The sequence below is a fragment of the Streptomyces sp. NPDC089424 genome, from assembly GCF_044749345.1.
In the GTDB taxonomy this organism is placed as follows: Bacteria; Actinomycetota; Actinomycetes; order Streptomycetales; family Streptomycetaceae; genus Streptomyces.
The window spans coordinates 238,915-264,310 of sequence record NZ_JBIVHU010000010.1; the positions used below are offsets into that span (position 1 = coordinate 238,915).

24 protein-coding genes are annotated in these 25,396 nt (G+C 69.9%); 9 read left to right on the plus strand and 15 right to left on the minus strand.

The genetic code is table 11. The features are described from left to right. Nucleotides 1-2 precede the first annotated feature (2 nt). The 9 genes from ACIP2X_RS33930 to ACIP2X_RS33970 form a co-directional block, all read right to left on the minus strand. On the minus strand, nt 3-1,064 hold the full coding sequence (locus tag ACIP2X_RS33930; protein WP_401680825.1) for a 2-aminoethylphosphonate ABC transporter substrate-binding protein: 1,062 nt from the start codon (nt 1,062-1,064) through the stop codon (nt 3-5). A 60-nt stretch (nt 1,065-1,124) separates the two neighbouring features. Next, nucleotides 1,125-1,922 (minus strand): ABC transporter permease, encoded by a 798-nt coding sequence (locus ACIP2X_RS33935; protein WP_401680828.1) that lies wholly within the window; start codon nt 1,920-1,922, stop codon nt 1,125-1,127. Beyond that, nucleotides 1,909-2,859 (minus strand): 2-aminoethylphosphonate ABC transporter permease subunit, encoded by a 951-nt coding sequence (locus ACIP2X_RS33940; protein ID WP_401680831.1) that lies wholly within the window; start codon nt 2,857-2,859, stop codon nt 1,909-1,911. Before ACIP2X_RS33940 ends, ACIP2X_RS33935 begins: the two co-directional genes overlap by 14 nt. Then, nucleotides 2,852-3,901 (minus strand): ABC transporter ATP-binding protein, encoded by a 1,050-nt coding sequence (locus ACIP2X_RS33945; protein WP_401680833.1) that lies wholly within the window; start codon nt 3,899-3,901, stop codon nt 2,852-2,854. Before ACIP2X_RS33945 ends, ACIP2X_RS33940 begins: the two co-directional genes overlap by 8 nt. Next, nucleotides 3,901-4,617, minus strand: coding sequence for an HAD family hydrolase (locus ACIP2X_RS33950; RefSeq protein WP_401680836.1), 717 nt, complete (start codon nt 4,615-4,617; stop codon nt 3,901-3,903). Before ACIP2X_RS33950 ends, ACIP2X_RS33945 begins: the two co-directional genes overlap by 1 nt. A 5-nt stretch (nt 4,618-4,622) precedes the next feature. Beyond that, the gene (locus tag ACIP2X_RS33955; protein ID WP_401680839.1) at nt 4,623-5,756 is read right to left on the minus strand and encodes a TIGR03364 family FAD-dependent oxidoreductase; all 1,134 of its coding nucleotides are present in this window, start codon (nt 5,754-5,756) and stop codon (nt 4,623-4,625) included. 122 nt (nt 5,757-5,878) lie between these two features. Next, nucleotides 5,879-6,634 (minus strand): GntR family transcriptional regulator, encoded by a 756-nt coding sequence (locus ACIP2X_RS33960; protein WP_401680841.1) that lies wholly within the window; start codon nt 6,632-6,634, stop codon nt 5,879-5,881. A 31-nt stretch (nt 6,635-6,665) separates the two neighbouring features. Continuing rightward, nucleotides 6,666-7,481, minus strand: a complete 816-nt coding sequence (locus tag ACIP2X_RS33965) for a hypothetical protein (protein ID WP_401680844.1) — start codon at nt 7,479-7,481, stop codon at nt 6,666-6,668. 211 nt (nt 7,482-7,692) lie between these two features. After that, nucleotides 7,693-8,775, minus strand: a complete 1,083-nt coding sequence (locus ACIP2X_RS33970) for an ROK family transcriptional regulator (RefSeq protein ID WP_401680847.1) — start codon at nt 8,773-8,775, stop codon at nt 7,693-7,695. A 535-nt stretch (nt 8,776-9,310) separates the two neighbouring features. Here ACIP2X_RS33970 and ACIP2X_RS33975 point away from each other — a divergent pair. The 3 genes from ACIP2X_RS33975 to ACIP2X_RS33985 all read left to right on the plus strand — a co-directional run bounded on the left by ACIP2X_RS33975 (nt 9,311) and on the right by ACIP2X_RS33985 (nt 11,878). Next, on the plus strand, nt 9,311-10,396 hold the full coding sequence (locus tag ACIP2X_RS33975) for a Gfo/Idh/MocA family oxidoreductase (RefSeq protein WP_401680849.1): 1,086 nt from the start codon (nt 9,311-9,313) through the stop codon (nt 10,394-10,396). Beyond that, nucleotides 10,393-10,911, plus strand: a complete 519-nt coding sequence (locus ACIP2X_RS33980) for a heme-degrading domain-containing protein (RefSeq protein ID WP_401680852.1) — start codon at nt 10,393-10,395, stop codon at nt 10,909-10,911. Before ACIP2X_RS33975 ends, ACIP2X_RS33980 begins: the two co-directional genes overlap by 4 nt. 91 nt (nt 10,912-11,002) lie before the next feature. Beyond that, the gene (locus ACIP2X_RS33985; protein ID WP_401680855.1) at nt 11,003-11,878 is read left to right on the plus strand and encodes an LLM class F420-dependent oxidoreductase; all 876 of its coding nucleotides are present in this window, start codon (nt 11,003-11,005) and stop codon (nt 11,876-11,878) included. A gap of 63 nt (nt 11,879-11,941) precedes the next feature. Here the strand turns inward: ACIP2X_RS33985 and ACIP2X_RS33990 are convergent, their stop codons facing one another. From ACIP2X_RS33990 to ACIP2X_RS34010, 5 genes are all read right to left on the minus strand, one after another. Further along, nucleotides 11,942-12,799, minus strand: coding sequence for a fumarylacetoacetate hydrolase family protein (locus ACIP2X_RS33990; RefSeq protein WP_401680858.1), 858 nt, complete (start codon nt 12,797-12,799; stop codon nt 11,942-11,944). 130 nt (nt 12,800-12,929) lie between these two features. Beyond that, nucleotides 12,930-13,649: a YidC/Oxa1 family membrane protein insertase gene (locus tag ACIP2X_RS33995; RefSeq protein ID WP_401680861.1), complete on the minus strand. Its 720-nt coding sequence runs from the start codon at nt 13,647-13,649 to the stop codon at nt 12,930-12,932. Between the two features lie 103 nt (nt 13,650-13,752). Next, entirely contained in the window at nt 13,753-14,073 is a 321-nt protein-coding gene (locus ACIP2X_RS34000; RefSeq protein WP_401680864.1) for a DUF6412 domain-containing protein, read from the minus strand. Nucleotides 14,074-14,148: 75 nt separating this feature from the next. Next, nucleotides 14,149-14,928 (minus strand): class E sortase, encoded by a 780-nt coding sequence (locus tag ACIP2X_RS34005; RefSeq protein ID WP_401680867.1) that lies wholly within the window; start codon nt 14,926-14,928, stop codon nt 14,149-14,151. A 158-nt stretch (nt 14,929-15,086) separates the two neighbouring features. Beyond that, a complete protein-coding gene (locus ACIP2X_RS34010; RefSeq protein WP_401680870.1) occupies nt 15,087-15,512 on the minus strand; it encodes a VOC family protein in 426 nt (141 codons plus the stop codon). A gap of 168 nt (nt 15,513-15,680) precedes the next feature. On the opposite strand from ACIP2X_RS34010, the gene ACIP2X_RS34015 reads away from it, so the two are divergent. The 6 genes from ACIP2X_RS34015 to ACIP2X_RS34040 all read left to right on the plus strand — a co-directional run bounded on the left by ACIP2X_RS34015 (nt 15,681) and on the right by ACIP2X_RS34040 (nt 24,015). Beyond that, nucleotides 15,681-16,697: an SEC-C metal-binding domain-containing protein gene (locus ACIP2X_RS34015; RefSeq protein ID WP_401680873.1), complete on the plus strand. Its 1,017-nt coding sequence runs from the start codon at nt 15,681-15,683 to the stop codon at nt 16,695-16,697. A gap of 495 nt (nt 16,698-17,192) precedes the next feature. Then, the gene (locus ACIP2X_RS34020) at nt 17,193-18,746 is read left to right on the plus strand and encodes an ATP-binding protein (RefSeq protein WP_401680876.1); all 1,554 of its coding nucleotides are present in this window, start codon (nt 17,193-17,195) and stop codon (nt 18,744-18,746) included. A 52-nt stretch (nt 18,747-18,798) separates the two neighbouring features. Further along, complete coding sequence (locus ACIP2X_RS34025; RefSeq protein WP_401680879.1) at nt 18,799-21,774, plus strand: Z1 domain-containing protein; 2,976 nt, start codon at nt 18,799-18,801, stop codon at nt 21,772-21,774. A 14-nt stretch (nt 21,775-21,788) separates the two neighbouring features. Beyond that, the gene (locus ACIP2X_RS34030; protein ID WP_401680882.1) at nt 21,789-22,751 is read left to right on the plus strand and encodes a NaeI family type II restriction endonuclease; all 963 of its coding nucleotides are present in this window, start codon (nt 21,789-21,791) and stop codon (nt 22,749-22,751) included. Between the two features lie 12 nt (nt 22,752-22,763). Beyond that, on the plus strand, nt 22,764-23,522 hold the full coding sequence (locus ACIP2X_RS34035; protein WP_401680885.1) for an NgoMIV family type II restriction endonuclease: 759 nt from the start codon (nt 22,764-22,766) through the stop codon (nt 23,520-23,522). A 13-nt stretch (nt 23,523-23,535) separates the two neighbouring features. Beyond that, nucleotides 23,536-24,015, plus strand: coding sequence for a very short patch repair endonuclease (locus ACIP2X_RS34040; protein WP_401680887.1), 480 nt, complete (start codon nt 23,536-23,538; stop codon nt 24,013-24,015). An 8-nt stretch (nt 24,016-24,023) separates the two neighbouring features. Here the strand turns inward: ACIP2X_RS34040 and ACIP2X_RS34045 are convergent, their stop codons facing one another. Next, entirely contained in the window at nt 24,024-25,253 is a 1,230-nt protein-coding gene (locus ACIP2X_RS34045; RefSeq protein WP_401680890.1) for a DNA cytosine methyltransferase, read from the minus strand. Between the last annotated feature and the right edge of the window lie 143 nt (nt 25,254-25,396).

A 25,396-nucleotide genomic window follows, 5' to 3' on the forward strand; every position in this document is an offset into this window, starting at 1 on the left:
GCTCAGCTGCCGGTCGCCGACTTCCAGGAGTCGACGTACTTCGTCAGGTTCTCGCCGATGTCGTTCCAGTCGGGCTCGAAGATCTCGACGCCGTCCATGAGCTTGGTCAGGGCGATCGCGTTGGCGTCGGTCGCCTTGACGTCCTGGCGGGCCGCGAAGCCGCCGCCGATCTCGCTGACCTGGGCCTGCGCCTTCTGGCTCAGCATGTAGTCGAGGAGCTTCCTGCCGTTCTCGCCGTGCGGGGCGTCGGTGACCAGGCCGCCGGCGTAGGGCAGGGCGAAGGAGGTGGGCTTGCCGCCCTCACGGGCCGGGAACCAGATGCCGAGGTTGGGCATGGACTTGGACTGGGCGAAGTTCATCTGCACATCGCCGTTGGCGACGTGCAGTTCGCCCTTGTCGACCTTGGGCGCGAGCTTGCCGGTCGAGGCGGACGGGCCGACGTTGTTGGCCTGGAGCTTGCCGAGGTATTCCATCGCCTGCTGCTCGCCGCCGAAGTCGTGCATGGCCTTGATGAGCACGGCGGTGCCGTCGCCGGCGACTCCGGGGGTGGAGTACTGGAGCTTGTTCTTGAACTTGGCGTCGAGCAGTTCCTCCCAGGTGGTGGGGGCCTGCTTCAGCTCCTTCGTGTTGTGGACGAACCCGAAGTAGTTGTTGACGACCGAGGTCCAGGTGGCCTCGGCCGACTTGTCGGCGCCGTTGACCTGGTCGGAGCCCTTCGGGGCGTACTTCTGGAGCAGGCCCTTCTCGTCGGCCTGCTGGATGAAGGGCGGGAGGGTGACGAGCACGTCGGCCTGCGGGTTGCGCTTCTCCCGGACGGCGCGCTGCACCATCTCTCCGGAGCCGCCCTCCACGTACTCGACCTTGATGCCGGTCTCCTTCTCGAAGTCCTTGAAGACCTGGTCGTACCAGCCGTCGCCGTTCTCGCCCTTGAGGCCGTCGGCGCTGTAGACGGTGACGACCTTCTCGTCGGAGGCGGCGGAGCCGCCACCGCAGGCGGTCAGGGAGGCGGCGAGGGCGAGGCTGCCGAGGACGGCGGCGATCGGCTTGAGGCTCTTTGCGGGCATGGCGAGGTGAACTCCTTGCGTGACCGGGCTGCTGAGGGGGTTGCGGACGGAGGGGGTGGACTAGCGGTACGAGGCCTTGGTGCGGATCTTGGACACGGCGAGCAGGACCAGGAGGGTCGCCGCCATGAGCACCACGGCGATCGCGGACCCGGCGAACAGGGCGCCGCGGTCGGTGGCCGCGTGGATGAGGACCGGAAGCGGTGTCCAGTCGGGCGGATAGAGCATCATCGTGGCGCTCAGCTCGCCCATGGACAGGGCGAAGCAGAGGCCGGCGGCGGCGGTCAGGGAGGGCAGCAGCAGGGGGATCCTGACGCGCCACAGGACGTACGAGGGCCGGGCACCGAGGGAGGCTGCGGCCTGCTCGTACGCCGGGTCGAGGCGGACGATCGCGGCCGACACCGACTGGTACGCGAAGGCGGTGACCAGGACGGTGTGGGCGGCGATCACGATCCAGCGGGTGCCGTTCAGCAGGAAGGGCGGCTGGGAGAAGGCGACCAGGATCGCGAGGCCCACGACCACCGAGGGCACCGCGACCGGCAGCACGAACAGGGCGTCCAGCACCTTGCGGTACCGCTTGTGCAGGGCGGCCGCCGCCAGCGCCGCCCAGGTGCCGGCGACGAGCGCGAGCAGACTCGCGGCGAGCGCCGTCACCAGGCTGGTGGTGAGGGCCTGCAGGGCCTCGCCCCGGGTGGCGGCGGAGTAGTGGCCGGTGGTGAAACCGGAGGGCAGCACGCTCGACCAGTTGGTGGCGAAGGAGGCACCGAGGACGACGAGGAGCGGCAGGGCGAACAGCGGCAGGAAGAGGAGGAAGAAGACCGTCCACACGGTCCACTTCGCCTTGCGGCTATGCACCAGCACGACGGCTCACCACCCGGTACAGGCCGTACAGGCCCACGGAGATCAGGACGTTGACGACGGCGACCACGCAGGCGCCCGGGTAGTCGGACTCCAGGATCGCCTTGCTGTAGACGAGCATCGGCAGGGTCGTGACGCCCTTCGCCCCGGTGAACAGCACGATCCCGAACTCGTTCAGGCAGAGCACGAGGACGAGGCTGCCGCCGGCGGCGAGCGCCGGGAGGGCCTCCGGCAGGATGACCTGCCGGATGATCCGCGGCGCCCGCGCGCCCAGCGAACTCGCCGCCTCCAGCTGGGCGGTGTCCAGCTGGGAGAAGGCCGCGAGCAGGGGGCGGATCACGAAGGGCGTGAAGTACGTGATCTCCGCGAGGAGCACGCCCCAGGGCGTGGTGAGGAACTGGAAGGGCCCCTCCGCCGCGCCCGTGACGCCCGTCCACAGTCCGTTGGCCATTCCGACCGAGCCGTAGACGAACAGCAGCGCGAGCGTGATCAGGAAGGACGGGAAGGAGAGGAAGACGTCGATGAACTTCGACACCGCCCTGGCGCCGGGGAACGGCACGAACGCGATGACCAGCGCGAGCACGAAGCCGAGGACGAGGCATCCGACGGTGGCCGCGACGGCCAGCCAGACGGTGGTCCACAGGGCCTCGCGGAACGCCTGCGAGGCGAAGACGTCGGCGTAGGGCTGCACGGAGGTGCCGCCGGTGTCCGGCTGGAGGGACTGCTGGACGACCAGGGCGAGCGGGTAGAGGAAGAACAGGGCGAGGAGGGCGACCGGGGGCAGGGCCCAGATCCAGGCCGCCGGCTTGCGGGACGCGGCCCCGGGCCCGGCCGCCGGTGCGCCGGGCCGCGCGGCCGGGCGGCCGGCCGGCTGGTCGCGCAGGTCCGCGCGTCCCTTCAGGGCGCTGCCCGCGCCCGGTCGCCCGACATCGCTAGCCATCCGCACTCACCCCCGCGGGCAGCAGCACCGCGTCCTCGGGCGCGAAGTGCAGCGCGACGGCCTCCCCGAGCGCCGGCGGCTCCCGCAGCTCCAGCAGGTCCGCCAGCACCCGGTGCCCGTCCACGTCGACGTACAGCCGGTGCGTCGCGCCCCGCCACTGGATCTCCGAGACGGTCCCGGCGAGCTGGTTGGGTCCGGAGCCGAGCCCGACCAGGTGCGGGCGTACGCACAGCGTGGCCCGGGCGCCCGGGGCCACGGACCCGGTGTCGAGGGCGAGTTCGGCGCCGGCGAAGGCCACGCCGCCCTCTCCCACCGTGACCGGCAGCAGGTTGGCGTTGCCCACGAAGGCGGCGGTGAACTCGTTCGCGGGTGCCCGGTACAGCTCACGCGGGGTGCCGCAGGCCTGCAGGCGCGCCTTGTCCATCACGGCGATCCGGTCGGCCAAAGTCAGCGCCTCGACCTGGTCGTGGGTGACGTAGAGGATCGACACCTCGGGCAGTTCCCGGTGCAGCCGGGCGAGTTCGGCGAGCATGCCGGAGCGCAACTGGGCGTCGAGCGCGGACAGCGGCTCGTCGAGCAGCAGGACGTCCGGCCGGATGGCCAGCGCCCGCGCGATCGCCACGCGCTGCTGCTGGCCGCCGGACAGCTCACGGGGGTAGCGGCGGGCGTACGCCGCCATCCCCGTCATCTCCAGTGCCTCGGCCACCCGCTGCCGGATCCCGGCGCGGTCGGCCTTGCGGGCCCTCAGCCCGAAGGCGACGTTGTCCTCGACGCGCATGTGCGGGAAGAGGGCGTACTGCTGGACGACCATCCCGATGCCCCGCCGGTACGGCGGCAGGTCGGTCACGTCCCGGTCGCCGAGGAAGACCCGCCCGGAGGCCGGCCGCACGAACCCGGCGACCGCGCGCAGGGCCGTGGTCTTGCCCGAGCCGGACGGCCCGAGCAGGGCCATCACCTCGCCGGGGGCGACGGTCAGGTCCAGGGAGTCGAGGACGACGTTGCCGTCGTAGGCGACGGTGACCGAGTCGAAGCGGATGCCCATCAGCCTGTCCCCCGCAGGAGCGCGGGCAGGCCGGCGACCGAGTCGAGGACATGGCCGGCGCCCGCCTCGCGCAGCGCCTCGTCGCCGTGCGCCCCGGTGCGGACCCCGGCGACGAGACCCGCCCCGGCGCGGACGCCGCTGAGCATGTCGTACGAGGTGTCGCCGACGACGGCGACCTGCCGGACGTCCTCGGCGGCCCGGGTGCGCAGGAAGGCTTCGAGCACCATGTCCGGGAAGGGCCGCCCGCGTCCGCCCGCGTCGGCGGGGCACAGGGTGAGCTGGACCAGGTCCTGCCAGCCCAGGGCGGCGAGGACGGCGTCCTGGGTGACGCGGGCGAAGCCCGTGGTCAGGACGACGGTACGGCCGCCGGCCAGGATCTCCTCGACGGCCTCGCGGGCCCCGGGGACCGGGGCGACGAGCCCGCCGTCGACCAGTTCGCCGTAGGCCTTCTCGAAGGCGGCGTTGGCGCGCCGGGCGAGCTCCTCGGTGCCGAACAGATGGCGGAAGACCGAGATCTTGGACTCGCCCATGGTGGCCCGGACGTAGTCGAGCTTCTCGGCGTGGTCCGGGGTGCCGGGCTCGACGCCCAGCTCGCGGGCGGCGGCGTCGAAGGCCCGCTCGACGAGGCCGCCGTCGGCGACGGTGGTGCCGGCCATGTCGAGGACGACGAGGCGGATGCCGGTGGTGGGGTGCGTCGTGGTCGACGGGTTCGTCATGGTGTTCACCAGCCAAGTTCGTTCGCGGTGGTTTCGGCGATCGCGGGCGAGCAGGTCATGCCGCGCCCGCCGGGCCCGGTCACCAGCCATATGCCGTCGCGGACCTGCTGCCGGTGCACGACCCGGGAGGCGTCGGTGCACTGGGCGTACACCCCGGCCCAGCGGCGCCGGATCTTCGGCAGCGGGCGGCCGAGCAGGGACTCGACGACGCCGGTGAGGTGGTCGTAGGGGTCTTCGAGGGTGTCGAAGGCGAAGGGGTGCTCGTACTCGTGGGTGTCGCCGATGGTCAGCCCGCCGTCGGCCCGCTGGACCATGAGCAGCTGCATACGGTGCTCGGCCGCGGTCGGCGGCTGCGGCTGCCCGGCGTTGAGCTCGTCGAGGGCGGTGCCGCGGTAGGCCGGGTAGTAGCGGAAGCTGTCGGCGTCGGCGATCGAGGTGGGGAGCCGCTCGCCGAGGGGGTCGGTCTGCATCATCTGCAGGCGGACCCGGCGGACCGGCAGGTCGGGGCCGGCCAGCTCGCGGACCAGGCCGCCGAGCCAGGCGCCGGTGCAGAGCACCACCACGTGGCCCTGGTGGACGTCGCCGTGGTCGTCGCGGACGGCGTTGGCGCCTATGACGTCACGGACCTCGCGGCCGGGCAGGAAGCGGTAGCGCGGGGAGGTCAGCAGTTCCTCGCGCAGGGCGAGCTGCGCGGTGCGGGGCTCGACGGCCGCGTCCCGCTCGCAGTACAGGGCCGCGGTGAACTCGCCGCGCAGGGCGGGGTTCAGGGCGCGGGCCTCGTCGGGGTTCAGCAGCTTGTAACCGCGGGCGGCGGCGTCCGGGCGGGCCACGGCGGCCTCGGCGACGGCGAGTTCCAGGTCGCCGCGGACCGGGGTCAGGGAGCCGTTCGGGCGGAAGCCGAGGGCCGGGACACGGCCGCCGATCTCCTCCCAGAGCTCACGGGCCCGCAGGGCGGTCTCCAGTTCCTCACCGCCCGCGCGGCCGCTGACCCAGATCTGGCCGAAATTGCGCAGGGACGCGCCGCGAGCCTCCGCCTCGCGCTCGATCTGTACGACCTCGTGGCCACGGTTCACTGCATGCCAGGCGTGCATGGTGCCCACCACGCCGGCTCCGACGACTATCACTCTCACGACTGCCACGCTCCTCGCGCTCGGGGAACCGGAAGGGACCGGCCGACAACGAGAGCGTGAACGAGCCATCAAGTTTGGGCTAGACCCGTTATCTTTTCGTGATGCTTAGAGAGGTCCCGGACCGGAGCGGTTCAGCCCCCCAGATGCGCCGTGAAGGAGAACCTGTCGCCCCGGTACAGGGACCGCACCCGCTCCAGCGGCTGCCCCTCCGTGTCCCGGGAGACCCGGTGGATCAGCAGCATCGGCAGCGCGGGCGGCGTCCCGATCAGCAGTGCCTCGCGCGGGGTGGCGAGCACCGTCTCGATGCGCTCGTCGGCGTCGCCGAACCCGATGCCCTGCTCACCCAGCCACGCGTAGAAGGAGGAGTCCGGGTCGAAGTCGGCGTCGAGCCGGGGCACCCGGGACACGGCGACGTACGTGCTCTCCAGACCGACCCGCTCGTCGTCGGCGAGCAGCAGGCGCTCCAGGTGCCAGACGGGCTCGCCGCGCCGCAGGCCGGTCTCGGCGGCCAGCGTGTCCGGACAGGGGAAGCGGTCGAGGGTGACGAGATGCCGGCCCGGGGTCAGGCCCTGCCGCCGGACGCCCTCGGTGTAGCTGGCGAGCGACAGCGGCTGCTCCAGCTTGGGGCCCGCGACGACGGTTCCCCGCCCCTGCCGGCGCAGCTTGCCCTCCAGCACCAGCTCGCGGATCGCCTGCCGGACGGTCTCGCGGGCCACTTCGTAGCGCTCGGAGAGATCGCGCTCGGTGGGCAGCAGCCCGCCCTCCCCCAGGTCCTCGATCAGCCGGTCGAGGCGCGCCTTGACCGCGTAGTACTTGGGGATGCGGCCGTGCTCCGGAATGCCGTAGCGGACGGGGGCGCCGGGGGCCTGGTCGTTCGGGTAGTCCACGCAGGGATCGTCGCACGGGCCACCCGGCGGCTCAGCGCCGCCTGCGCACCATCACGAGGGCGGTGCCGGTCACGACCAGCAGGAAGGAGGTGGCCGCGAGGACACCGCGCGGGGTGGTGAGGCCGGTGCGGGCGAGTTCGTCGGCGAACGAGAGGCCGCCGTCGGGGGCGGCGGACGCGGACGCGGAGGGGTCGTCGCCGCCGGGCTCCGCGGTGCCCTCCGACTCCGGGACCGCCGCCCGCACCCGGAACCGGTAGTCGTTCGACTGCCCGACCCAGTCGCCGTCGTCCGCACGCCGCTGCACGACGGCCGCGTTGGCCGTGATGTCGTTCGGTACGGCGTCGGAGGTCAGCGCCAGCCGCACCCGCACCGTCACGGTCCGCCCCGGCTGGACGGTGAACCCCGCGAAACCGTCGTCGAAGACGCCGACCAGCTCGTCCCGGTCGGTCCGCTCGAACCGCACCGCGCGGGGCCGCGCCCCCTCGTAGAACTCCAGCCGGGGCTGCGACGGCTTCAGGTCCCGCTCACCGTCCACGAGCACGACGACCGGGTGGATGCCGGCGCAGGCGCTCCGCGTGGTGTTGCTGAGCTCGATGGACCAGGTCCCGTACCCGCCACCGGCGTCGTAGGAGCCGGGGCCGCCGACGATGCGGGTGGTGATCGGGAACTGCCGGTCGTCGGAACCGGCGCACTCGGCCTCGGAGGCGGCACGCGGGGCGGACACCGAGGATGCTCCGGGCACCGAGGACACGGAGGTCGCGGGAGAGGCGGACGCGGGCGGTGCGGCTCCGGCGAGGAGGGCGGCGGCTGCGGCGAGGCAGAGGGAGACGGGCGTGCACAGTCGCATGTCCCCATTGCGCGTCACCCCCCGCCCGCTCCGCGAGGACACCGCGCCGTACGGCCCAACGGGTCCGCCCGATCGGGCAGTTTCGCGCGGGGGCGGACGGCAGCAGGGGGCTGGGCTGAAGGAGAGGCTGGGCTGAAGGAGGGGGCTGGGCAGAGGCAGGGGGCGTCACCCGGCCGCCGCCACCGGACTTACGACCGTCCCCTCACCCTCCTCATCCCCCGCCCCGCCCGAACAGCGGCGCCAGCAGCAGCTGTGCCGCGCCCTCGGCGACCGCGCGGCTGCCGCCCTCCGCGATCCGGACCGGCACCGCCTCCTCGCCCGTGCGCCGCGCGCGTTCCGCGAGGACCTCGGCGACCCCGTGGGCGAACCGCTCCGGCTCGGCCTCGACGATCCGGCCGCCCAGCAGCAGGAGGTCGACGTCGAGCAGTGCGATCAGGTTGCTCGCGCCGACCCCCAGCACCCGCGCCGCCTCCGCCACGTCCCCCCGCGCCACCGCGTCCAGGCACAGCGCCTCGACGCACCCACGGTTCCCGCATCCGCACACCGGCCCGTCCAACTGCACGACCTGGTGGCCGAACTCCCCCGCCCCGGTCCGTGCCCCGCGATGCACCGCGCCCCTGATCACCAGCCCGCTGCCGAGCCCCGCCGCGAAGTGAAGGTAGGCGAAGGATCCGCCGCCGCCCGCCACGGCGAGCCGCAGGGCGGCGGCGTTCGTGTCCTTGTCGACCACGACCGGTACCCCGAGCCGGCGCCCCAGCACGTCGCGCAGCGGGAACCCGTCCCACTCCGGGAACCCGGTGACCCGGTGCAGCACCCCGTGGACGTGGTCAAGAGGTCCGGGCAGCGCGACCCCGGCCCCGAGCAGCGAGCGCACCTCGCGGGCCGGGTCCCCGCCGAGGACCTCGGCGACCAGTGCGGCCACGTCCCCGACCACGGCCTCGGCGCCCGCCCCGAGGTCCATCGCCGTACGCCGCTCCCCCACCACCGTCCCGGCCAGGTCGACCAGCACCACCCGCAGCTCGTCCCGGTCCAGATGCACCCCCACGGCGTGCCCGGCCCCCGGCACCAACCGCAGCACCGTGCGCGGTTTGCCGCCCGTGGACACCAGTCGCCCCGCCTCCGTCACGAGGCCCTCGTCCCGGAGCCGCGCGGTGATCTTGCTGACGGCCTGGGGGGTCAGCCCGGTCCGCTCGGCGAGCTCCAGCCGGCTGACACCCTCCGTCCCGGCCCCGCGCAGGAGTTCGAGAACGAGCGCGGCGTTGTGACTCCGCACGGCCAGCAAGTTGGCCCCCAACCGCCCCCGCCCGACCCCGCGCCCCGAACCGCCCCCGTCGGACCCCCCACCATCCGCGCCGTGTCCCGCGCGTTCCCCCTCCCGCCCGACACCGTCCACACCTCGCCCGATGCCGCCCGAAGCCCACCCCGAGCCGTCCGCACCAAGCCCCCAGCCGCCCGCACCCTCTCCAGCGCCGCCCATAGCCCGCACGATGGTGTCCGCACCCCGCCCCGCACCGCCCGCGCCGGGCCCCCCACCGTCCGCCTCTCGCCCGGCACCATCCACATCCCGCCCCGTGCCGCCCGTAGCCCGCCCGGCACCATCCACACACCGCCCGGTGCCGCCCGCACCCCGCCCGGCACCATCCCCGCCGGACCCCCCACCATCCGCACCCTGTTCCGCGCCGCCGGTAACCCGCCCCGCACCGTCCACACCCCACCCGGCCCCGTCCGCGCCGGGCCCCCCGACCGCTCCCGTGGTGTTGTTCGCCCTGTTCACCATCCCATTCTCTCCCGCGCTTGCACTTTGGCAACAGCGTTGCGAAAGTGGACGCATGACTGGCACACCCCCTGGCTCGCCCCTCCGCGTCGGCCTCGTCGGCTACGGCCTCGCGGGCTCCGTCTTCCACGCCCCGCTGATCGCCACCACCGAGGGCCTCGCCCTGGACACGGTGGTCACCTCGAACCCCGAGCGGCAGGAACAGGCCCGCACCGAGCACCCCGGCGTGCGGGTGGTCGCCACGCCGGACGAGCTGTTCGAGCGGGCCGACGACCTGGACCTGGTCGTCATCGCGTCGCCGAACAAGACGCACGTCCCCCTCGCCACCACCGCCCTGAAGGCCGGCCTCCCCGTGGTCGTCGACAAGCCGGTCGCCGGCACCGCGGCGGAGGCGCGCGAGCTGGCCGCCCTCGCCGAGGAGCGCGGACAGCTCCTCTCCGTCTTCCAGAACCGCCGCTGGGACAACGACTTCCTGACGCTGCGCCACCTCGTCGCCGACGGCGAACTGGGCGACGTATGGCGCTTCGAGTCCCGCTTCGAGCGGTGGCGGCCGCAGCTCAAGGGCGGCTGGCGCGAGTCCGGCGACCCCGCAGAGATCGGAGGTCTGCTCTACGACCTCGGCAGCCACGTCGTCGACCAGGCCCTGGTCCTCTTCGGCCCCGCCGCCTCCGTCTACGCCGAGGCCGACGTCCGCCGCCAGGGGGCCGAGACGGACGACGACACCTTCATCGCCGTCACCCACGCGAGCGGCGTCCGCTCCCACCTCTACGTCTCCGCGACGACCGCCCAACTCGGCCCGCGCTTCCGGGTGCTGGGCTCGCGGGCCGGCTACGTCAAGTACGGCCTCGACCCGCAGGAGGCGGCGCTCAAGGACGGGCACCGCCCCGCCACGACCGCCGGCTGGGGCACCGAGCCCGAGTCGCTGTGGGGCCGCCTCGGCTCCGGCGAGTCCCCGCTGACCGGCGGCGGCCGCCCCGTGCCCACCCTGCCCGGCGACTACCCCGCGTACTACGCCGGTGTCGCCGCCGCCGTGCGCGACGGCGCCCCCAACCCGGTGACCGCCCTGGAGGCGGCCGCCGCCCTCGACGTACTGGAAGCGGCCCGCCGTTCGGCCCGCGACGGAGTGACGGTGACCCTGTGACGCACAGCCGCCCGACCGCGACGACCCCGGCGACCACCCCCGAACTGACGCCCGGCATCGAGGAGCTGGAGGCCCAGGAACGCCGCCTGGTGTTCCCCCGGTTCACCTTCGACGACGCCTGGGCGCTCGGCTCGCTGCTGGTGGAGGTGGCCCGGGAGTGCCAGGCCCCGGTCGCCATCGACATCCACCGCGGCGGCCAGCAGCTCTTCCACGCCGCCCTGCCCGGCTCGACCCCCGACAACGACGCCTGGATCGCCCGCAAGCGCCGGGTGGTGGAGCGCTACGGCTCCGCGTCGTACCTGGTGGGCGCCCGCTTCCGGGCCAAGGGCACCACCTTCGAGGAGTCCTCCCGGCTGGATGCCGACCGCTACGCCGCCCACGGCGGCTCCTTCCCGATCACCGTGGAGGGCGTCGGCGTCGTCGGTTCGGTGACCGTGTCCGGACTGCCCCAGCTCCAGGACCACCGCATGGTGGTGGAGGCCCTCGAACACTTCTTGAGCGGCGACCAGGCCTGATTTCCGTACCCCTGGTGCGGGATTAGCCCGAGCGGCCCTCCGGTTACACATCGGTGTAACGGCCGTCACAGCAACCGGAGGGATCGCTTCCATGGACAACCCCGCAGCCTCGCTGAAACAACGGCTGGGACGGTACGGCATCTGGAGCACCGGCCTGCGCTCCGAGGACCCCGCCGCGCGCGGCGAACTGACGGACGCCGCCGCGGAACTGGAGGACCTCGGCTACGGCGCCCTGTGGCTGGGCGGCAGCCCCGGCGCCCAGCACGCCGCCCCGCTCATCGGCGCGACGTCCGAGATCACCGTCGGGACCAGCATCCAGAGCATCTGGCAGTACGAGGCCAAGGACAGCGCGGCCGCCTTCGCGGACCTGGAGGCCGCCCACCCGGGCCGCTTCGTCCTGGGCCTCGGCGTCAGCCACGAGAAGTTCACGCAGCAGTACCGCCGCCCGTACTCGGCCCTCGTCGGCTACCTCGACGCGCTGGACGCCGCCGGCGTACCCGCCGGGCGCCGCCTCCTCGCCGCGCTCGGCCCGAGGACCCTGGAGCTCTCCCGCGACCGCTCGGCGGGCGCGATCCCGTACCTGGTGACGCCGGAGCACACGGCCTACGCCCGCGAGATCCTGGGCGAGGCGCCGATCCTCGCCCCCGAGCTGAAGGTCGTCCTGGAGCGGGACCCGGACCGGGCCCGCGCCGCCGCCCGGGACTACCTGGCCATGTACCTGACGCTGCCGAACTACACGAACAACTTCCTGCGGCACGGCTTCACCGAGTCCGACCTGGCGGACGGCGGCAGCGACCGCCTGATCGACGCGGTGTACGCCTGGGGCGACGAGGACCACATCCGCGAACGCGTCACCGCCTTCCACGAGGCGGGCGCGGACCATGTGGCGCTCCAGGTGATCGGCACCGGCCCCGGCGACGCGCTCCCGCGCGAGGAGTGGCGCCGACTGGCCGCCCTGCTGGCCTGACGACGACGTCCGGCGGGAATGCCGGGAGGGCGGCGCGCCGCGCCGCCCTCCCGGTGCGAACCCTCAGGCGTCCTTCAGCTCCTGCCGCTGCCGCCCCAGCCCCTCGATCTCCAGCTCCACCACGTCCCCGGCCCGCAGGTAGGGCTTGGGCTCCGGCTGCCCCATCGCCACCCCGGCGGGCGTCCCCGTGTTGATCACATCACCGGGGTACAGGGTCATGAACCGGCTCACGTACCGCACGACCTCCCCGACGGGGAAGATCTGGTCGCGGGTGGACCCGTCCTGCTTCAGCTCGCCGTTGACCCACAGCCGCAGCGACAGACCCTGCGGGTCCGGCACGTCGTCCGCCGTCACCAGCCACGGCCCCAGCGGGTTGAACGTCTCGCAGTTCTTGCCCTTGTCCCAGGTCCCGCCGCGCTCGATCTGGAACTCCCGCTCGGAGACGTCGTGCGCCACCGCGTACCCGGCGACGTGCGCGAGCCCCTCCTCGGCCGACTCCAGATAGCGGGCCGTACGGCCGATGACGACCGCCAGCTCCACCTCCCAGTCGGTCTTGCGCGACTCGCGCGGCACCAGCACCGTGTCGTTCGGCCCGACCACGGTGTCCGCGGCCTTGAAGAACACCACCGGCTCGGCGGGCGGCTCCGCCCCGGTCTCACGGGCGTGGTCGTGGTAGTTCAGGCCGATGCACACGACCTTGCCGATCCGCCCGAGCGGCGGCCCGATCCGCAGCCCCGTGCCGTCCAGTACGGGCAGGTCCCCGGCGTCGGCGGCCGCACGGATCCGGCCGAGCGCCGCGTCGTCGGCGAGCAGCGCGCCGTCGATGTCCGGCACCAGTCCGGACAGGTCCCGCAGCACGCCCTCGGCGTCGAGCAGCGCGGGATGTTCCGCCCCGGCCGTTCCGACTCGCAGCAGCTTCATGGTCACAATCTCCCTCGATCGTGGGGCGCCTTCCGACGTGTGCAGCCATCGGAGGACTGGTCGATCCTCCAAGGTGACGGTCCGGTCCGCAATACCCGTTCACGTACTGGACCGTAGGCAGGCGCCCCGCTCAGCGGTACAGCACGGCCCGCTCCACGGCGCTCCACGTCGTACTGGTGACCACGTACAGGGCGGCCGCCAGCGGCACCACCGCCACCGTGACCAGTGTGAAGAAGGACATGAACGGCATCACCTTGGTGACGGCGCCGACCGCGCCGAGACCCGGCAGCCGCTCACCGTCGGCCGGTATCGGAGCACCGGCGGCCGTCATCCGCCGCGTACGGCGGAAGTTGAACACGGCGACGACCACGACAAGGGCGAACAGCGCGACGTACACCAGTCCCGCGGCGCCGAACGCCCCGCCGCCGGCGAGCGCGTCCAGCCACCGGTCGCCCAGCGGCGCGGCCAGCAGCTCGTGGCCGAGCAGGGCGTTGGCCTCACCGCCGATCGTCGGGTTCGAGAACAGGTGGTAGAGCAGGAAGAAGGCGGGGATCTGCATCAGACCGGGCAGGCAGCCCGCCAGCGGGGACACCTTCTCCTTCGCGTGCAGCTCCAGCACGGCCTGCTGAAGCCGCTCGGGGTTCTTGCGGTGCTTCCTGCGCAGCTCGGCGATCTTCGGCTGCAACGCGGTGCGCGCCTTCTGCCCCCGCGCGGACGCCCGGGACAGCGGCAGCACCAGCAGCCGTACGAACGCGGTGAACAGGACGATCGCGGCGGCGGCCGCGGAGGCGTGGAACAACGGCTGGAGCAACTCGGCGAGCTGCTCGACCAGGTTGGCGAAAACGGACATGGGTGAGCCCTCCGTGGTGGGTCTCGTCGTGCCGGGACATGGGATGGCGGCATGACGACCCGCGCGGGGTTCACGGTGAGGTGCTGCTCCGGGGTGGCGTGCCCTACGCGACGGTCGTCAGGAGGGCGTGTCCGGGCGCTCGGGGGCGGGTGCGCCCCTTGGCGTCGGGGTCGCGTTGCGGCAGGAAGGCCGTCCGCAGGTCCCGGTCGCGGATGGCCGTACGCACCCGCGTGGGCGGCACGGCGGGCGCGCAGCGCGCGGAGACCAGCTGGGAGAGCGCGAACGCCGACCCGGCCGCGGCGGTCGCGGCGAGCGCGACGGTGGCGGTCAGGGTGCCGGCGTCCAGCGGCACGAGGTCCAGGAAGAGGACGAAGAGAGTCAGGAGCAGGAGGCCGGCGCGCGACCTCGCGCAACGCTGGATCATCGCGGCTCCCCCTCCCCCGTGTCCCTCGTGCGCGTACGGCGTGCTGTCGTTCGTTTATACCTCACCGGGCGCGCCTCACCGGGGGCGCAGGGAAAGGAGTGTGCCCCAGACCACCAGGCGGTACGTGGAGGTGTACTGGGGCGTGCAGGTGGTGAGGGTGATGTAGAAGCCCGGCGCGCTGTAGCCCCGGCCGGGGTGGACGAGGCTGCGCGGCACGGGGCGGATCACCCCGGTGTCGTGGGCGGAGGTCCGCGCGAGGGTCTGGTCGACGGCGTACGTGTACACCGCGGCCCGCGTCTCCACGACGATCCGGTCGCCGTCGCCGAGCCGGTCGAGGTACCGGAAGGGCTCACCGTGGGTGTTGCGGTGCCCGGCGAGCGCGAAGTTCCCGGCACGGCCGGGCTGCCCGGTGCCCGGGTAGTGACCGGCGTACCCCTTGTCGAGGACGTCGGGCTTGCTGATGCCCTCGGCGACGGGGACGCGGAGGTCCAGGCGGGGGATGGCGAGGATGGCGTAGGCACGGGAGGGCCCGGACGCGGGCGCCGGCGCCGGGGCGGGCCCGCCGGTCCGAGTGCCGGGCCGCGCCCGGACCGGTGGGTCCGCGTCGTCGTGGTCCGCCGGATTGCCGCCCTCCCCCTGGACCGGCCCGCGGGCCCCGCCCCACTCCCGCTCCAGGGCGGCCACCTGCCGCTGGGCGCCCTGTTTGGCCTGCCGGTTGGTCCACCACAACTGGTGGACCACCAGGAGCAGGACGACGACCCCGACGGTGACGAGGGCCTCCGCCCCCGTCCACAGCGCGCGCCGGCGCCGGGCGCGGCGCCGCCGGTCGGTGTGCTGCACGACGGGCACACGCATGGGCGGACGCCTCCTCCCCCGTCGCCACGGGACGGGCGACCCGCACGATAAGGCGCGCGGCGCGAGGTCTCCAGACCCGCGCGGAGCCTTTCGCGTCCCGCTTCCGCCTCGCTTCCGCCTTGCCCTCGCCTCGCTCCGCTCCGGCCGAGCGGTCCCCCTCAGACGACGGGCTCCCCGATCCCGAGCAGGTTCCCCTCGCTGTCCCGGAACCAGGCGGCACGCTCGCCGCGCGCCCCCTTGCTCGGATAGTGCCCCTCGACGTCGGCGATCCCTTCCTCCGACGTCCGCAGCCCCGGCAGGTCGACCACCTCGAAGACGACACCGCGCCGCCGGAGCGCCGCGACCACACCGTCGACGTCGTCGACCTGGAAGCCCATCTGCGTGAAGGTCCCCGGCGAGGCCCCCGCCGACTGGAACAGGGCGAACTCCACGCCCCCGCTCCGGTACAGCAGCCCGCCGGGCCGTTCGTCGACGGGTTCGAGACCGAGTTTCTCGGAGTAGAAGCGGCGGGCCCGCTCCAGGTCCTGGGCGGGCAGCCGGGTGGCCGGTCGGGCCCCGGCGAGACCGGTGTCCCTGTCATCCATACCTTCACTGTGCCGCAGCGGTGCGACGCGGTCACGCCCGGCGGGCGACCCGGGCGACGGGCGGTCCGTCCCGCCGGACGCGGGCGCACGGCGGTGTTCGTCCGGCCGGCCGGCCAGGGGCGCGGGACGGACTCTCCTTTGTCACCGCTCGGCAGTACGGTGTCCCCCATGCGCCCCGACACGCCTGCCGAAAACGTCGACCACGCCACCGAGGCGGCCCGCCTGGAGCGAACCGCCGGCCTGTACCCCGAGGACGCCGAAGCCCTGCTGCTGCGGGCCGCGGCCCACCTCGAACTGTCCGGCGACCGCCCCGCCGCGACCGCGCTCTACGACCGCCTGCTCTCCTCCGGCGACAGCCTGGACGACCCGTTCCTGGTCCGGGCCCTGAAGGCCTCGAACCTCTGGGAGTACGGCCACGAGGCCGAGGCCCGGGCGATCATCGACGGCATCCGCACGGCGTCCCCGCGCGACGCGGCCCCCTGGGTGATCGTGGCGGAGGCCCTGGAGGCCCACGACGAGCTGGAGACGGCGCAGGAGGTCCTCACGCAGGCCGCCCGGCTCCTCGTGACGGACGGCGCACGCCCCCCGCAGCCCACGCACCCCCTCTTCTTCGGCCGCCACCGGGTGCGCCGCATGCTGGGCCTGCCCCACGACGAGTGGGACACCCTCGCCGACACCCTGCACTCCATGCCGGTCTCCCTGGACGAACTCCACGACCCGAAGCGGGTGTGGTCCCTGGGCTCGGACAACCCGGCGGAGCTGGAGGCGGAGATCTCGCGCCTTCGCGCCGAACTCGGCGCCTACCGGGAGGCCCTGTCCCGCCCGTTCCCCGTGGCGGTCCTGCACTGGCCGCAGGGCGAACTGACGGAACTGCTCTCGGCGTACCCGGCGCTGTCGTCGGAGTACCCCTCCCACGAGGAGCACCTGTCGACCATAGAGACCTCCCTGCGGGAACTGTCGTCCTCCGGCACCCCCAACCTGGGCGTCGTCACCGGCACGGTCCCCTCCTTCGAGGCCTTCGCCGCATCGGAGGGCACGACCCCGGACGACCCGACCCTCCTCCCCCAGTACGCCACCACCCTCGCGGCCCGCGGCCGCGCGGTCGCCTGGCCCCCGGAGGGGACGGGACCGTGCTGGTGCGGAACGGGACAGCCGTACGGGGCGTGCCACGGCACGCAGAGGTAGCTCTGGGCCGAATGCGAGAGCCAGGGGCTGTCGAGGGTCGATTCATGTGCAGCCAGGAACAGACGGCACGCTGTTCCTGCGCGACACCACTCTGATCGGCGTTGAGGCCACGCCGCATTTCGTCGTGGCGGGGCCGTCCAGCTGTGGTGAGCAACTTGCCAGGCCGCTGCAGCGGATGGCCTCGCCACTCCGATGGAATGCTGGTGCCCACGGCGCACTTGATGCCGCTACCACGATCCGCCGAGGCCACCCCACGCAGAACCTTCCTAGCCGCACTCGCTGGTGCCCGGCCCGAAGGAAGCCTCCGTCAAGGGGCGTTGACATGGTGCGCAAGTCGCGACGTGGGCCAGACCTAGCAGATAAGGCAACAATTCGCCCACTTCACAGATCAACCTCACCGTATGTCCGAGCTTTGCAGTACATTCACACTTACTGTTTGGCCTTAAGGGCCGCTGCCCGCAAAGCAGCGCCCTGAGCTGCACACTTGAGGAAGCAATGCCCTACGAGTCCGGCACCGTCTGGCAGTACGACGTCCCCACAACCGGAAGCACGTACCTGCCGCCGGACGCCGGCTACGGCCGGGCGCTGACCAACCAGGGTTACGGGTTCGAGGTCGCTGTCGCGGACTTGATCGACAACTCGATAGACGCGGGCGCCGACAAGATTGTCGTGCACTTCCTCCGTGACGCGGAGCGGATACTCAGCCTGTTGATCATCGACAACGGCAAGGGCATGGACGACTCCGGCCTCAATGCGGCGATGACAGTGGGACGACGCCGGGATTACGGCGAGAGCGCCCTTGGTATGTACGGCACGGGCTTGAAGGCGGCGTCGCTTTCCCACGCGTCCTCGCTGACTGTCGTAAGCCGCACCAAGCAGAGCCGTGCGGCAGGCCGCCGCCTCACCGCGGAAGGGATCGAGGACAGCTTCCGCTGCGACACCGTCGACCCTCGCTACGCACAAGATCTCGTCGACCGGTACGACGGCGTCATTGAATGGCACGGCACGATCGTCCGCTGGGACCACGTACGCGCTTTCGAGACCATCACTCGCGGTCAGGGTGACCAGTTTCTGTCGAAGGCGATCTCCCGCCTCGAGATGCACTTGGGCCTGTACCTGCATCGCTTCCTGCAGCAGGGTCTCAAATTGGACATCGCCGTCTGGGACGTAAACAGTGACGAGAGCGAAATCGGCGAGGAAGTGGATCACATAGCCGTAGAGGCTCTGGACCCCTTTGGGTACAAAGTGCCGGGCAGGAAGGGCTATCCGAGGGAGTTCGTCGCCCCTGTCGAGGGTCTGGGCGACGTCGTCCTGACTGCCCACATCTGGCCTGCCAAGTCCAAGCAGGCCGGCTTCCGGCAGATCGGCTCGCTGGCGGATCGACAAGGGTTCTACTTCTACCGAAACAACCGCCTTGTCCAAGCAGGCGGCTGGAACGGTCTGCGTAATCAAGAGGGTCACCTTGCGCTGGCTCGGGTTGCAGTCGATCTGCCGACTCAGAAGAACAGCGTCATCAGCCTTGATGTCAAGAAGGAGCGCGTCACCGTCACTCCGGCCTTCACAGTGGGTGTCGAGAAGGCGATCGACGCCGATGGCAACACCTTCCACCAGTACCTCGCGGACGCCGAGAGCACCTACCGGGACGGTGCGAAGCGAACTGAGATCGTGCGCAGGGCGGTTACTCCGCCAGGGAAGGGCCTGGACCCCAAGGTCAAGCGGGTCATCAAGGAGGAGCTGCCGGAGAAGCTTGGTGAGGAGCCGATCGCCTTTGCTTGGGGCCCGCTCCCGCGCGACCGCTTCTTCGAACTCGACCGCGACAACAACAGTGTCGTCCTGAACAAGGAGTTCCGGGAGGACTTCAACGAAGGCAGGAGGGGCGGAGCGAACGACGCACCGGTAGCGAAGACTCTCCTTTACCTGCTCTTGGAGGACTGCTTCGGACTCGGACGCTGGGAGCGCAGCCGTCAGGACCGCGTCGACTACTGGAACACCATCCTTCTCGCTTCGGCGGAAGCACATCGCGCGCGACGTGCGGAGGCTGGGTCATAGCCAGCGTGCAGCAGTGAGAACTCGCCCCTGATCCGTTGATTGAGGACTTCGCATGAGCGTGACCCCGGACCAGCTCCTGGCTATCCATACGTCCGCACTGGCGGGTATGGGCATCGTCCCCCGGCACTTCGCCCGCTGGGCCGCGCTGGCCGCCGACGAGGACTATCCAGACGCCGACCTGGGCGAGGAGCGCTTCCGAGAGAGTCTGGTCAGCGGACACGAGGCACTAGCAGCGATATGGAGCCGCCACCTGACGGCTTGGGACTTCGCGGAAGGTGCGCAGTGGGCGCAGGACACACCAGCGCGTACCGACGAGCGCCGAACGGCCATTTACGAGCGGCTGCGCTTCGGGAGCGACCTCTGCAAGGCGCTCGACAACGCCGCCCCCGTGGCGAAATTGCCTGGCCCCACGGTCATCACGCGCGAGTTCACACCGTGGTACACACTGGAACGCGCAGCCGCCAGGTCGTTCTACTGGGCGTCCTATGAGGGCAAACTCCGCGCCAAGGGCTGGCCGGAATCGGCCATCGCAAGCCTGCACGAGGCGAGCCGGGCTGTCGTCGAGCGACTGTCTGACCCTGAGCAGCCCGCGGCCCGGCAATCGAAAGGCCTGGTCGTCGGCTATGTACAGTCGGGCAAGACGGCCAACTTCACCGGCGTCACCGCAAAGGCGATAGACGCCGGCTACCGACTTGTCATCGTGTTGGGCGGCACGCTCAACCTTCTGCGCGCCCAAACGCAACGGCGCCTGGACATGGAGCTGATCGGCCAGGAGAACATCCTGCGCGGTGCAGACATCACCGACCTCGATTCTCTTGTGGGCGTGGACTACGTCAGCGACGGTGACGAGGACTGGCCTGACTTCGTCGAACACGGCGGGCGTCCGTCCACGCTCGGCGCATTCGACATCGAACGCCTGACGACCCGCGACAATGACTACAAGAGCCTGGCACAAGGCATTCGCGCCCTCGAGTTCGAGAAGAGGGAGCCCACGCGCCCCTTGTGCGACCCGGCGAACCTGCACCACGCCGCCGCGCGCATCCTGGTGGTGAAGAAGAACAAATCGGTTCTTGAGAAGCTGGTAAAGGACCTCAAGCAGATCCACGGCCTCCTCGGGGAGCTCCCAGCCCTCATCATCGACGACGAATCCGACCAGGCTTCTGTGAACACCTCGGACCCGAAGAAGTGGGAACGGGGCAGCGCGGACCGCACCGCGATCAACGGGCTGATCTCCCAGCTCCTTGGACTGCTGCCTCGGGCCCAGTACGTCGGCTACACGGCTACCCCGTTCGCCAACGTCTTCGTCGACCCTGGGGACGACAAGGACCTTTTCCCAAGCGACTTCCTCATCTCGCTGCCCCGCCCGTCGGGGTACATGGGCGCACAGGACTTCCACGACTTGGACTCTGCGATACCGCCCAATGAGCGGACGTACGCCAACTCGCAGGAGCAGTCGCACGTTCGGGGCATCTACGACTCCACAGGCGACCGCCTCCAGGAAGCCATGGACGCATTCGTCGTCTCTGGCGCCCTCAAGCTGTACAGAGCTGCTCGTGGCGTTCCCGACGGACCGTTCCGCCACCACACCATGCTGGTCCACCAGTCGGTGAGAAAGGATGACCACGCCGAACTGGCGCTACGCATCAACTCGATGTGGCATCAAGCTGGCTACAGCTCGACCGCCGGCCACGATCGTCTCGCCGCGCTGTGGGAGTCGGACTTTGCTCCCGTGAGCCAAGCACGGGCTTCCGACCTTCCCACGCCAACTTCGTATGGCGATCTGCGTCCTTACGTCAACGCCGCACGGCAGCGCATCGGTTCTGGCGGGCAGCCGGTTGTCGTCGTCAACGGGGACACCGACCGCTACTTCGACCAGCTCGACCTCGACTTTGACCGGACTCCGCACGTCTGGAAGATCCTCGTGGGAGGCACGAAGTTGTCACGTGGCTTCACCGTCGAGGGACTCACAGTCACCTACTACCGGCGGACCACACAGCAGGCGGACACACTCATGCAGATGGGGCGCTGGTTCGGCTTCCGACCGGGCTACCGGGACTTGGTACGGCTGTACATCGGGCGGGAGGAGCCGTTCGGCCGGGACCGGACCGCAGATCTTTACGAGGCTTATGAGGGCATCTGCCGAGATGAGGAGACGTTCCGTGAGCAACTCGCCCAATACGCCGTAGTGGTCGACGGTAGGCCTCAGATCACGCCCATGGAAGTGCCCCCTCTCGTCGCTCAGCATCTCCCATGGATCAGGCCTTCGGCCCGAAATAAGATGTTCAACGCCGAATTGGTAGAGATCCGCTCGCCCGGACGCCCGATCGAGCCCGCGTCCTACCCTCGGGATAGCGCGGCACTCATGCGGAACACGGAGCGATGGCGGCCACTGCTGGACGCGCTCAGCACCGCACCCACGCTATTCAGCAACCCACCAGATGACTCCAGCCCTGTGCCACGGACCTTCGAGGGGCTTACAGGGGTCGTAGGACATGCGGACATCCTGAACCTTCTGGCGCAACTCGAGTGGGAGCGTCCGCGGTACTTCGACCCCCACCTCACCTACCTCCGGCAACTCGACGGAACCCTAGCCAGGGTAACGAAATGGCTGCTGATCTCACCGAAGTTGACATCGGCTCAGCGAGTGGAAGCCAGCATCCTGGGCTCGACTCCGCTGTCGCTCGTCCGGCGGCGTCGCCAGACCGGGAAGACCTCGTTCGGCCGCATTGCCAGCGTGGAGCACCGCTCCGCGGCACAACGTCTCATCGACGAAGCCGCCACGCCCATGGCGAGCGGCATGATCGACCCCACCACCGGAGTGGTCCTCCTGTATCCGGTCGTCGAAGGCGACAGTCAGAGCGATGTTCATGCTGCCGTCCGCAACGGATCAGCCGACACTTCCAAAATCGTTATGGCCTTCACTCTGATCCCGCCCACGTCTGCCATGAGCGCGGATCGCAGGCTGGTGCGCTTCCGCGCGAAGGACTCGAGGTACAGCAACGACGCCACAATTCCGCTCAATTCGTGATTGGAGATTCTCGCTTGCTGCCGATCGACATCCAGGCCGCGCAGAACATCATCACGTCTGAGGAGGTTCGACGCGACGCCGAGCTCCAGACTGTCCTAGCGGCGATCACCGGGCTTGAACGCGTCGAGGAGCGGTTCGCGGGGGTTCTGCGAAACACTATCGATCAGCTACTGAACGGCGAGAATACCGGTCGCTATAGATGGAGCCAGCTCTACAAGACCGAGAAAACGCATGCCGGCACCCTGGTTGAAATCAATCTGCAGCGCGAATTCCAGTTCGCGGACGGCACGGCAATGGATTACAAAATTGCCGGTATAGACGTGGACTGCAAATACTCGCAGAGCTTTGGCGGCTGGATGATTCCCCCCGAGGCCATGGGGCATCTCTGCCTCCTCGTGTGGGCGAACGACGATGAGAGCCGGTGGAGCGCGGGGCTCTTCCGAGTGCGGCAGGAATGGCTGAACCAAGGTGGAAACCGTGACGCAAAGCTCACCGTGAAAGCGGCACATCGAGACAAGATTTGCTGGCTATGGCGAGACGCGGAACTACCGGAGAACGTTCTCCTCCACATGGACCCGACGGACCGGGTGGCAGTCCTTTCCCCTTCGTCGGGCCAGCAACGCCTCAACGAACTTTTCCGGCGGGTGCAGAGGCGGCGCATAGGGCGCAACGTTGTCCGTACAGTGGCTCAGCAGAAGGACTACATGAAGCGTGTTCGCGGCAACGGAGGCTCACGCTCGGCACTGATGCCCGAAGGAATTCTGATCATGGGTGACTACGACAGCCATCGTGCCGTAGCACAGCAGTTGGGTCTCCCACGCCCTCGTGAAGGCGAATTCGTGAGTGTGCGCGTAGCCAGAAAGCGACCCCATCACGGCATGGCCCGCCACGTACTACTGAACGGTGAGAGTTGGGTTGCCGCTCTTCCTCATGATAAACCTGAAGCGGCACCGCCACTCCCTTCTCACACCAGATAGAAGAAGCGAAGAATGATCGCATCATCCGCCACGCAGCTCCTCGGCTGGAAGATTCTGAAGAAGTCGGGAAAGCCGGTTCCCAATAGCGCGGATAGCAGCAGCGCACCCTCAAAGGCGATCGCCGCTCAGATTCTCGCGCATCTGGGCATCTCGCCTGAAATCGTCCTCCCTGGTACACCCAAGGACCTCGGACCGGCACTGGAACGTGCTGTTCGAGCTGACCTCGACGCCTCGCTGCCGAAGGAGGACCCAGGTCGCACCTGGATTGTCGACCACAAGAAGGTCGTGTCTGATTTTGCGCAGTACGCACATCTGGACAACGTCAAGAAGGCAGTCCGGAAGAATCCCGTACTGAGCGCCGACCTAGGGCTTGACTATCTGATCAAACCAGACGTGACTGTCGGCGTAGTCCCGGTCGGCATGCACTCCGATATGACGCCCTTCATGCACGCCGCTGTATCGTGCAAGTGGACCATACGCTCCGACCGAGTGCAGAACATCAGGCATGAATTCCTGCAGATGATTCGGCATCGGCGCGGAAGGCTTCCGCATTTGGTGACGGTGACTGCAGAGCCAATGCCGAGCCGAATTGCCGCCATTGCCAGAGGGACAGGCGAGGTTGACACGGTCTACCACATCGCCTTTGACGCCCTGCGGCAGGCTGTCGACGAGATCGGCAGCAAGCAGCAGAAGGACGACCTGGCCGAGTGTGTAGCCCAGGGTCGTCTGCGTCCCTACGAGGAACTCGCCTCAACGCTGGCAACCTGGTAAGACTCAGAGGGCCATGAGTAGTTCTTCAGGTTTCCCGGACGAGCCCGCGCAGCAGTGGTCACCACCCGCCGGTTCTTGGGCGTCGTCCGCTGCACGCCGTCGAAACATGCAGGCCATCCGAAGCCGTGACACCACGCCCGAACGCCTGATTCGAAGGCTTGTCCATGCCAGAGGGTTGCGGTACCGGGTAGCCGCCCGGCCCTTGCCGAACCTGCGCCGTACGGCCGACATGGTCTTCGGCCCAACGAAGATAGCTGTGTTCATCGACGGGTGCTACTGGCATGGCTGCCCGGAACACTACGTCGCCCCGAGGACCAACCCGGGCTACTGGTCAGACAAGGTTGCACGAAACATGGCCCGCGACCGGGACACTGACCAGCGCTTGGCCGACGCCGGCTGGACAGTGCTCCGGTTCTGGGAACACGAGCCGTCGGAGGAATGTGCCGCACGCATTGCAGCCGAAGTGGAAAAGCGCCGCAGTGCAATTACGTAGAGCCAGACCTACGACTGATCAGTACTCGCTCGGTCCCGCTCCTGCGCCGCCTGAAGCACATCGATAATTGATTTACCGACGACCTTGGCGACAGGCGGTGGAAATGCGTTGCCCACTTGTCGATACTGTGCGGTCTTCCCACCTGAGAAGTCCCACTCGGGCGGGAAGCCCTGGATCATGGCGGCCTGCCGAACAGTGAGCATCGGCCCATCGGGGCCGAAGAGGTCCCTATCCTCCGTCTGCTTCTTCATGCATGTCTCAGCGTCGTTAGCCACACCCAGTCCCGAGACTCCGAGCTGCTTCCAAGCCGCCTTGGCTCGGCTCGGACCGAGGTCTGCACCGCCATGCTTCTTCGAGCCGCCTACCAGCGTGGGCGCGATGCCCCCACCCTTGCCCTTGAGTTCGGCGTCTCGCTCACGTGCCTTCGTAAGCCACTTGTCGTAGGCCTCGCGGGCGCGACCCGCGTGCGCCCCATCGAAGTACGGTTCGTAGCGCTTGAGCATTGACGGGCCGAGGCTCTCCGCGACACTCACAGGCTCTTCGTGCGTGGCCGTCGGCCACTCATACTTGAGATCCTTGATCACGTCGTCACGGAAGGCAACCAAGATGGCGCGCGGGCGGAGTTGCGGAACGCCGAAGTCGCTGGCTTCCAGAACGCCCCACTTGCACACCTTGTAGCCGAGGCCTTCCTCGCTGACGAGTTGCCCGTCATCGCCCAGGTACTCACCGCCCTGGAGGCGGGCTGTGATCCAGTCACGGTAGTCGGAGAATTTCGGGTCCATGATCCCGCGCACATTCTCGATCATGACTGCGCGCGGCTTCAGGATCTCGACCAGTTCAAGCATGCGCGGAAAGAGGTCTCGTTCGTCGCTCTTACCGAGTTGCTTGCCCGCGTGGGAAAACGGCGGGCAGGGGACCCCTCCGGCCAGGAGATCCAGGTCGCGCCGCCTGAGGAGGTCGCCGCCCTTCTCCATGTCCCGGAAAGGCTCAAACTTCTTGACGTCTGCAGACAGCACGTCGCAGTGCTCTCGCTCCCACGCCCAGACTTCGTGGTCCTCGATGTTCAGCCTCAGCGTTTCCACTGCATGCGCGTCAATCTCCACCAGAGCGAGATGACCGAAACCTGCCTGGTGCAGGCCGATGGCCTGCCCGCCGGCGCCCGCACAGATCTCGATCGACGTGAACTCCGGCTCCCCGGGCGCCGCCATAGTGCGCTCAGACTCCTTCATGCGGGTCATGCCCCCTCCTTACAGCCGTGCAGCGGCAGATACCTCTTGCGATCCACCATCACTGAGGGTGACAGACCCCACTGACAACGAGACCCACTAAGTGTGCAGCACGCACCGCGGGTCGCTGACCGTACCCTCCGTCACGCCGAACA

What these genes read in the sequence shown, in the direction of transcription:
- ACIP2X_RS33930 (WP_401680825.1), bottom strand. Translation starts at nt 1,064, where the DNA reads ATGCCCGCAAAGAGCCTCAAGCCGATCGCCGCCGTCCTCGGCAGCCTC.
- ACIP2X_RS33940 (WP_401680831.1), bottom strand. Translation starts at nt 2,859, where the DNA reads ATGGCTAGCGATGTCGGGCGACCGGGCGCGGGCAGCGCCCTGAAGGGA.
- ACIP2X_RS33945 (WP_401680833.1), bottom strand. Translation starts at nt 3,901, where the DNA reads ATGGGCATCCGCTTCGACTCGGTCACCGTCGCCTACGACGGCAACGTC.
- ACIP2X_RS33950 (WP_401680836.1), bottom strand. Translation starts at nt 4,617, where the DNA reads ATGACGAACCCGTCGACCACGACGCACCCCACCACCGGCATCCGCCTC.
- ACIP2X_RS33965 (WP_401680844.1), bottom strand. Translation starts at nt 7,481, where the DNA reads ATGCGACTGTGCACGCCCGTCTCCCTCTGCCTCGCCGCAGCCGCCGCC.
- ACIP2X_RS33975 (WP_401680849.1), top strand. Translation starts at nt 9,311, where the DNA reads ATGACTGGCACACCCCCTGGCTCGCCCCTCCGCGTCGGCCTCGTCGGC.
- ACIP2X_RS33985 (WP_401680855.1), top strand. Translation starts at nt 11,003, where the DNA reads ATGGACAACCCCGCAGCCTCGCTGAAACAACGGCTGGGACGGTACGGC.
- ACIP2X_RS33990 (WP_401680858.1), bottom strand. Translation starts at nt 12,799, where the DNA reads ATGAAGCTGCTGCGAGTCGGAACGGCCGGGGCGGAACATCCCGCGCTG.
- ACIP2X_RS33995 (WP_401680861.1), bottom strand. Translation starts at nt 13,649, where the DNA reads ATGTCCGTTTTCGCCAACCTGGTCGAGCAGCTCGCCGAGTTGCTCCAG.
- ACIP2X_RS34000 (WP_401680864.1), bottom strand. Translation starts at nt 14,073, where the DNA reads ATGATCCAGCGTTGCGCGAGGTCGCGCGCCGGCCTCCTGCTCCTGACT.
- ACIP2X_RS34005 (WP_401680867.1), bottom strand. Translation starts at nt 14,928, where the DNA reads ATGCGTGTGCCCGTCGTGCAGCACACCGACCGGCGGCGCCGCGCCCGG.
- ACIP2X_RS34010 (WP_401680870.1), bottom strand. Translation starts at nt 15,512, where the DNA reads ATGGATGACAGGGACACCGGTCTCGCCGGGGCCCGACCGGCCACCCGG.
- ACIP2X_RS34015 (WP_401680873.1), top strand. Translation starts at nt 15,681, where the DNA reads ATGCGCCCCGACACGCCTGCCGAAAACGTCGACCACGCCACCGAGGCG.
- ACIP2X_RS34020 (WP_401680876.1), top strand. Translation starts at nt 17,193, where the DNA reads ATGCCCTACGAGTCCGGCACCGTCTGGCAGTACGACGTCCCCACAACC.
- ACIP2X_RS34025 (WP_401680879.1), top strand. Translation starts at nt 18,799, where the DNA reads ATGAGCGTGACCCCGGACCAGCTCCTGGCTATCCATACGTCCGCACTG.
- ACIP2X_RS34035 (WP_401680885.1), top strand. Translation starts at nt 22,764, where the DNA reads ATGATCGCATCATCCGCCACGCAGCTCCTCGGCTGGAAGATTCTGAAG.
- ACIP2X_RS34040 (WP_401680887.1), top strand. Translation starts at nt 23,536, where the DNA reads ATGAGTAGTTCTTCAGGTTTCCCGGACGAGCCCGCGCAGCAGTGGTCA.
- ACIP2X_RS34045 (WP_401680890.1), bottom strand. Translation starts at nt 25,253, where the DNA reads ATGACCCGCATGAAGGAGTCTGAGCGCACTATGGCGGCGCCCGGGGAG.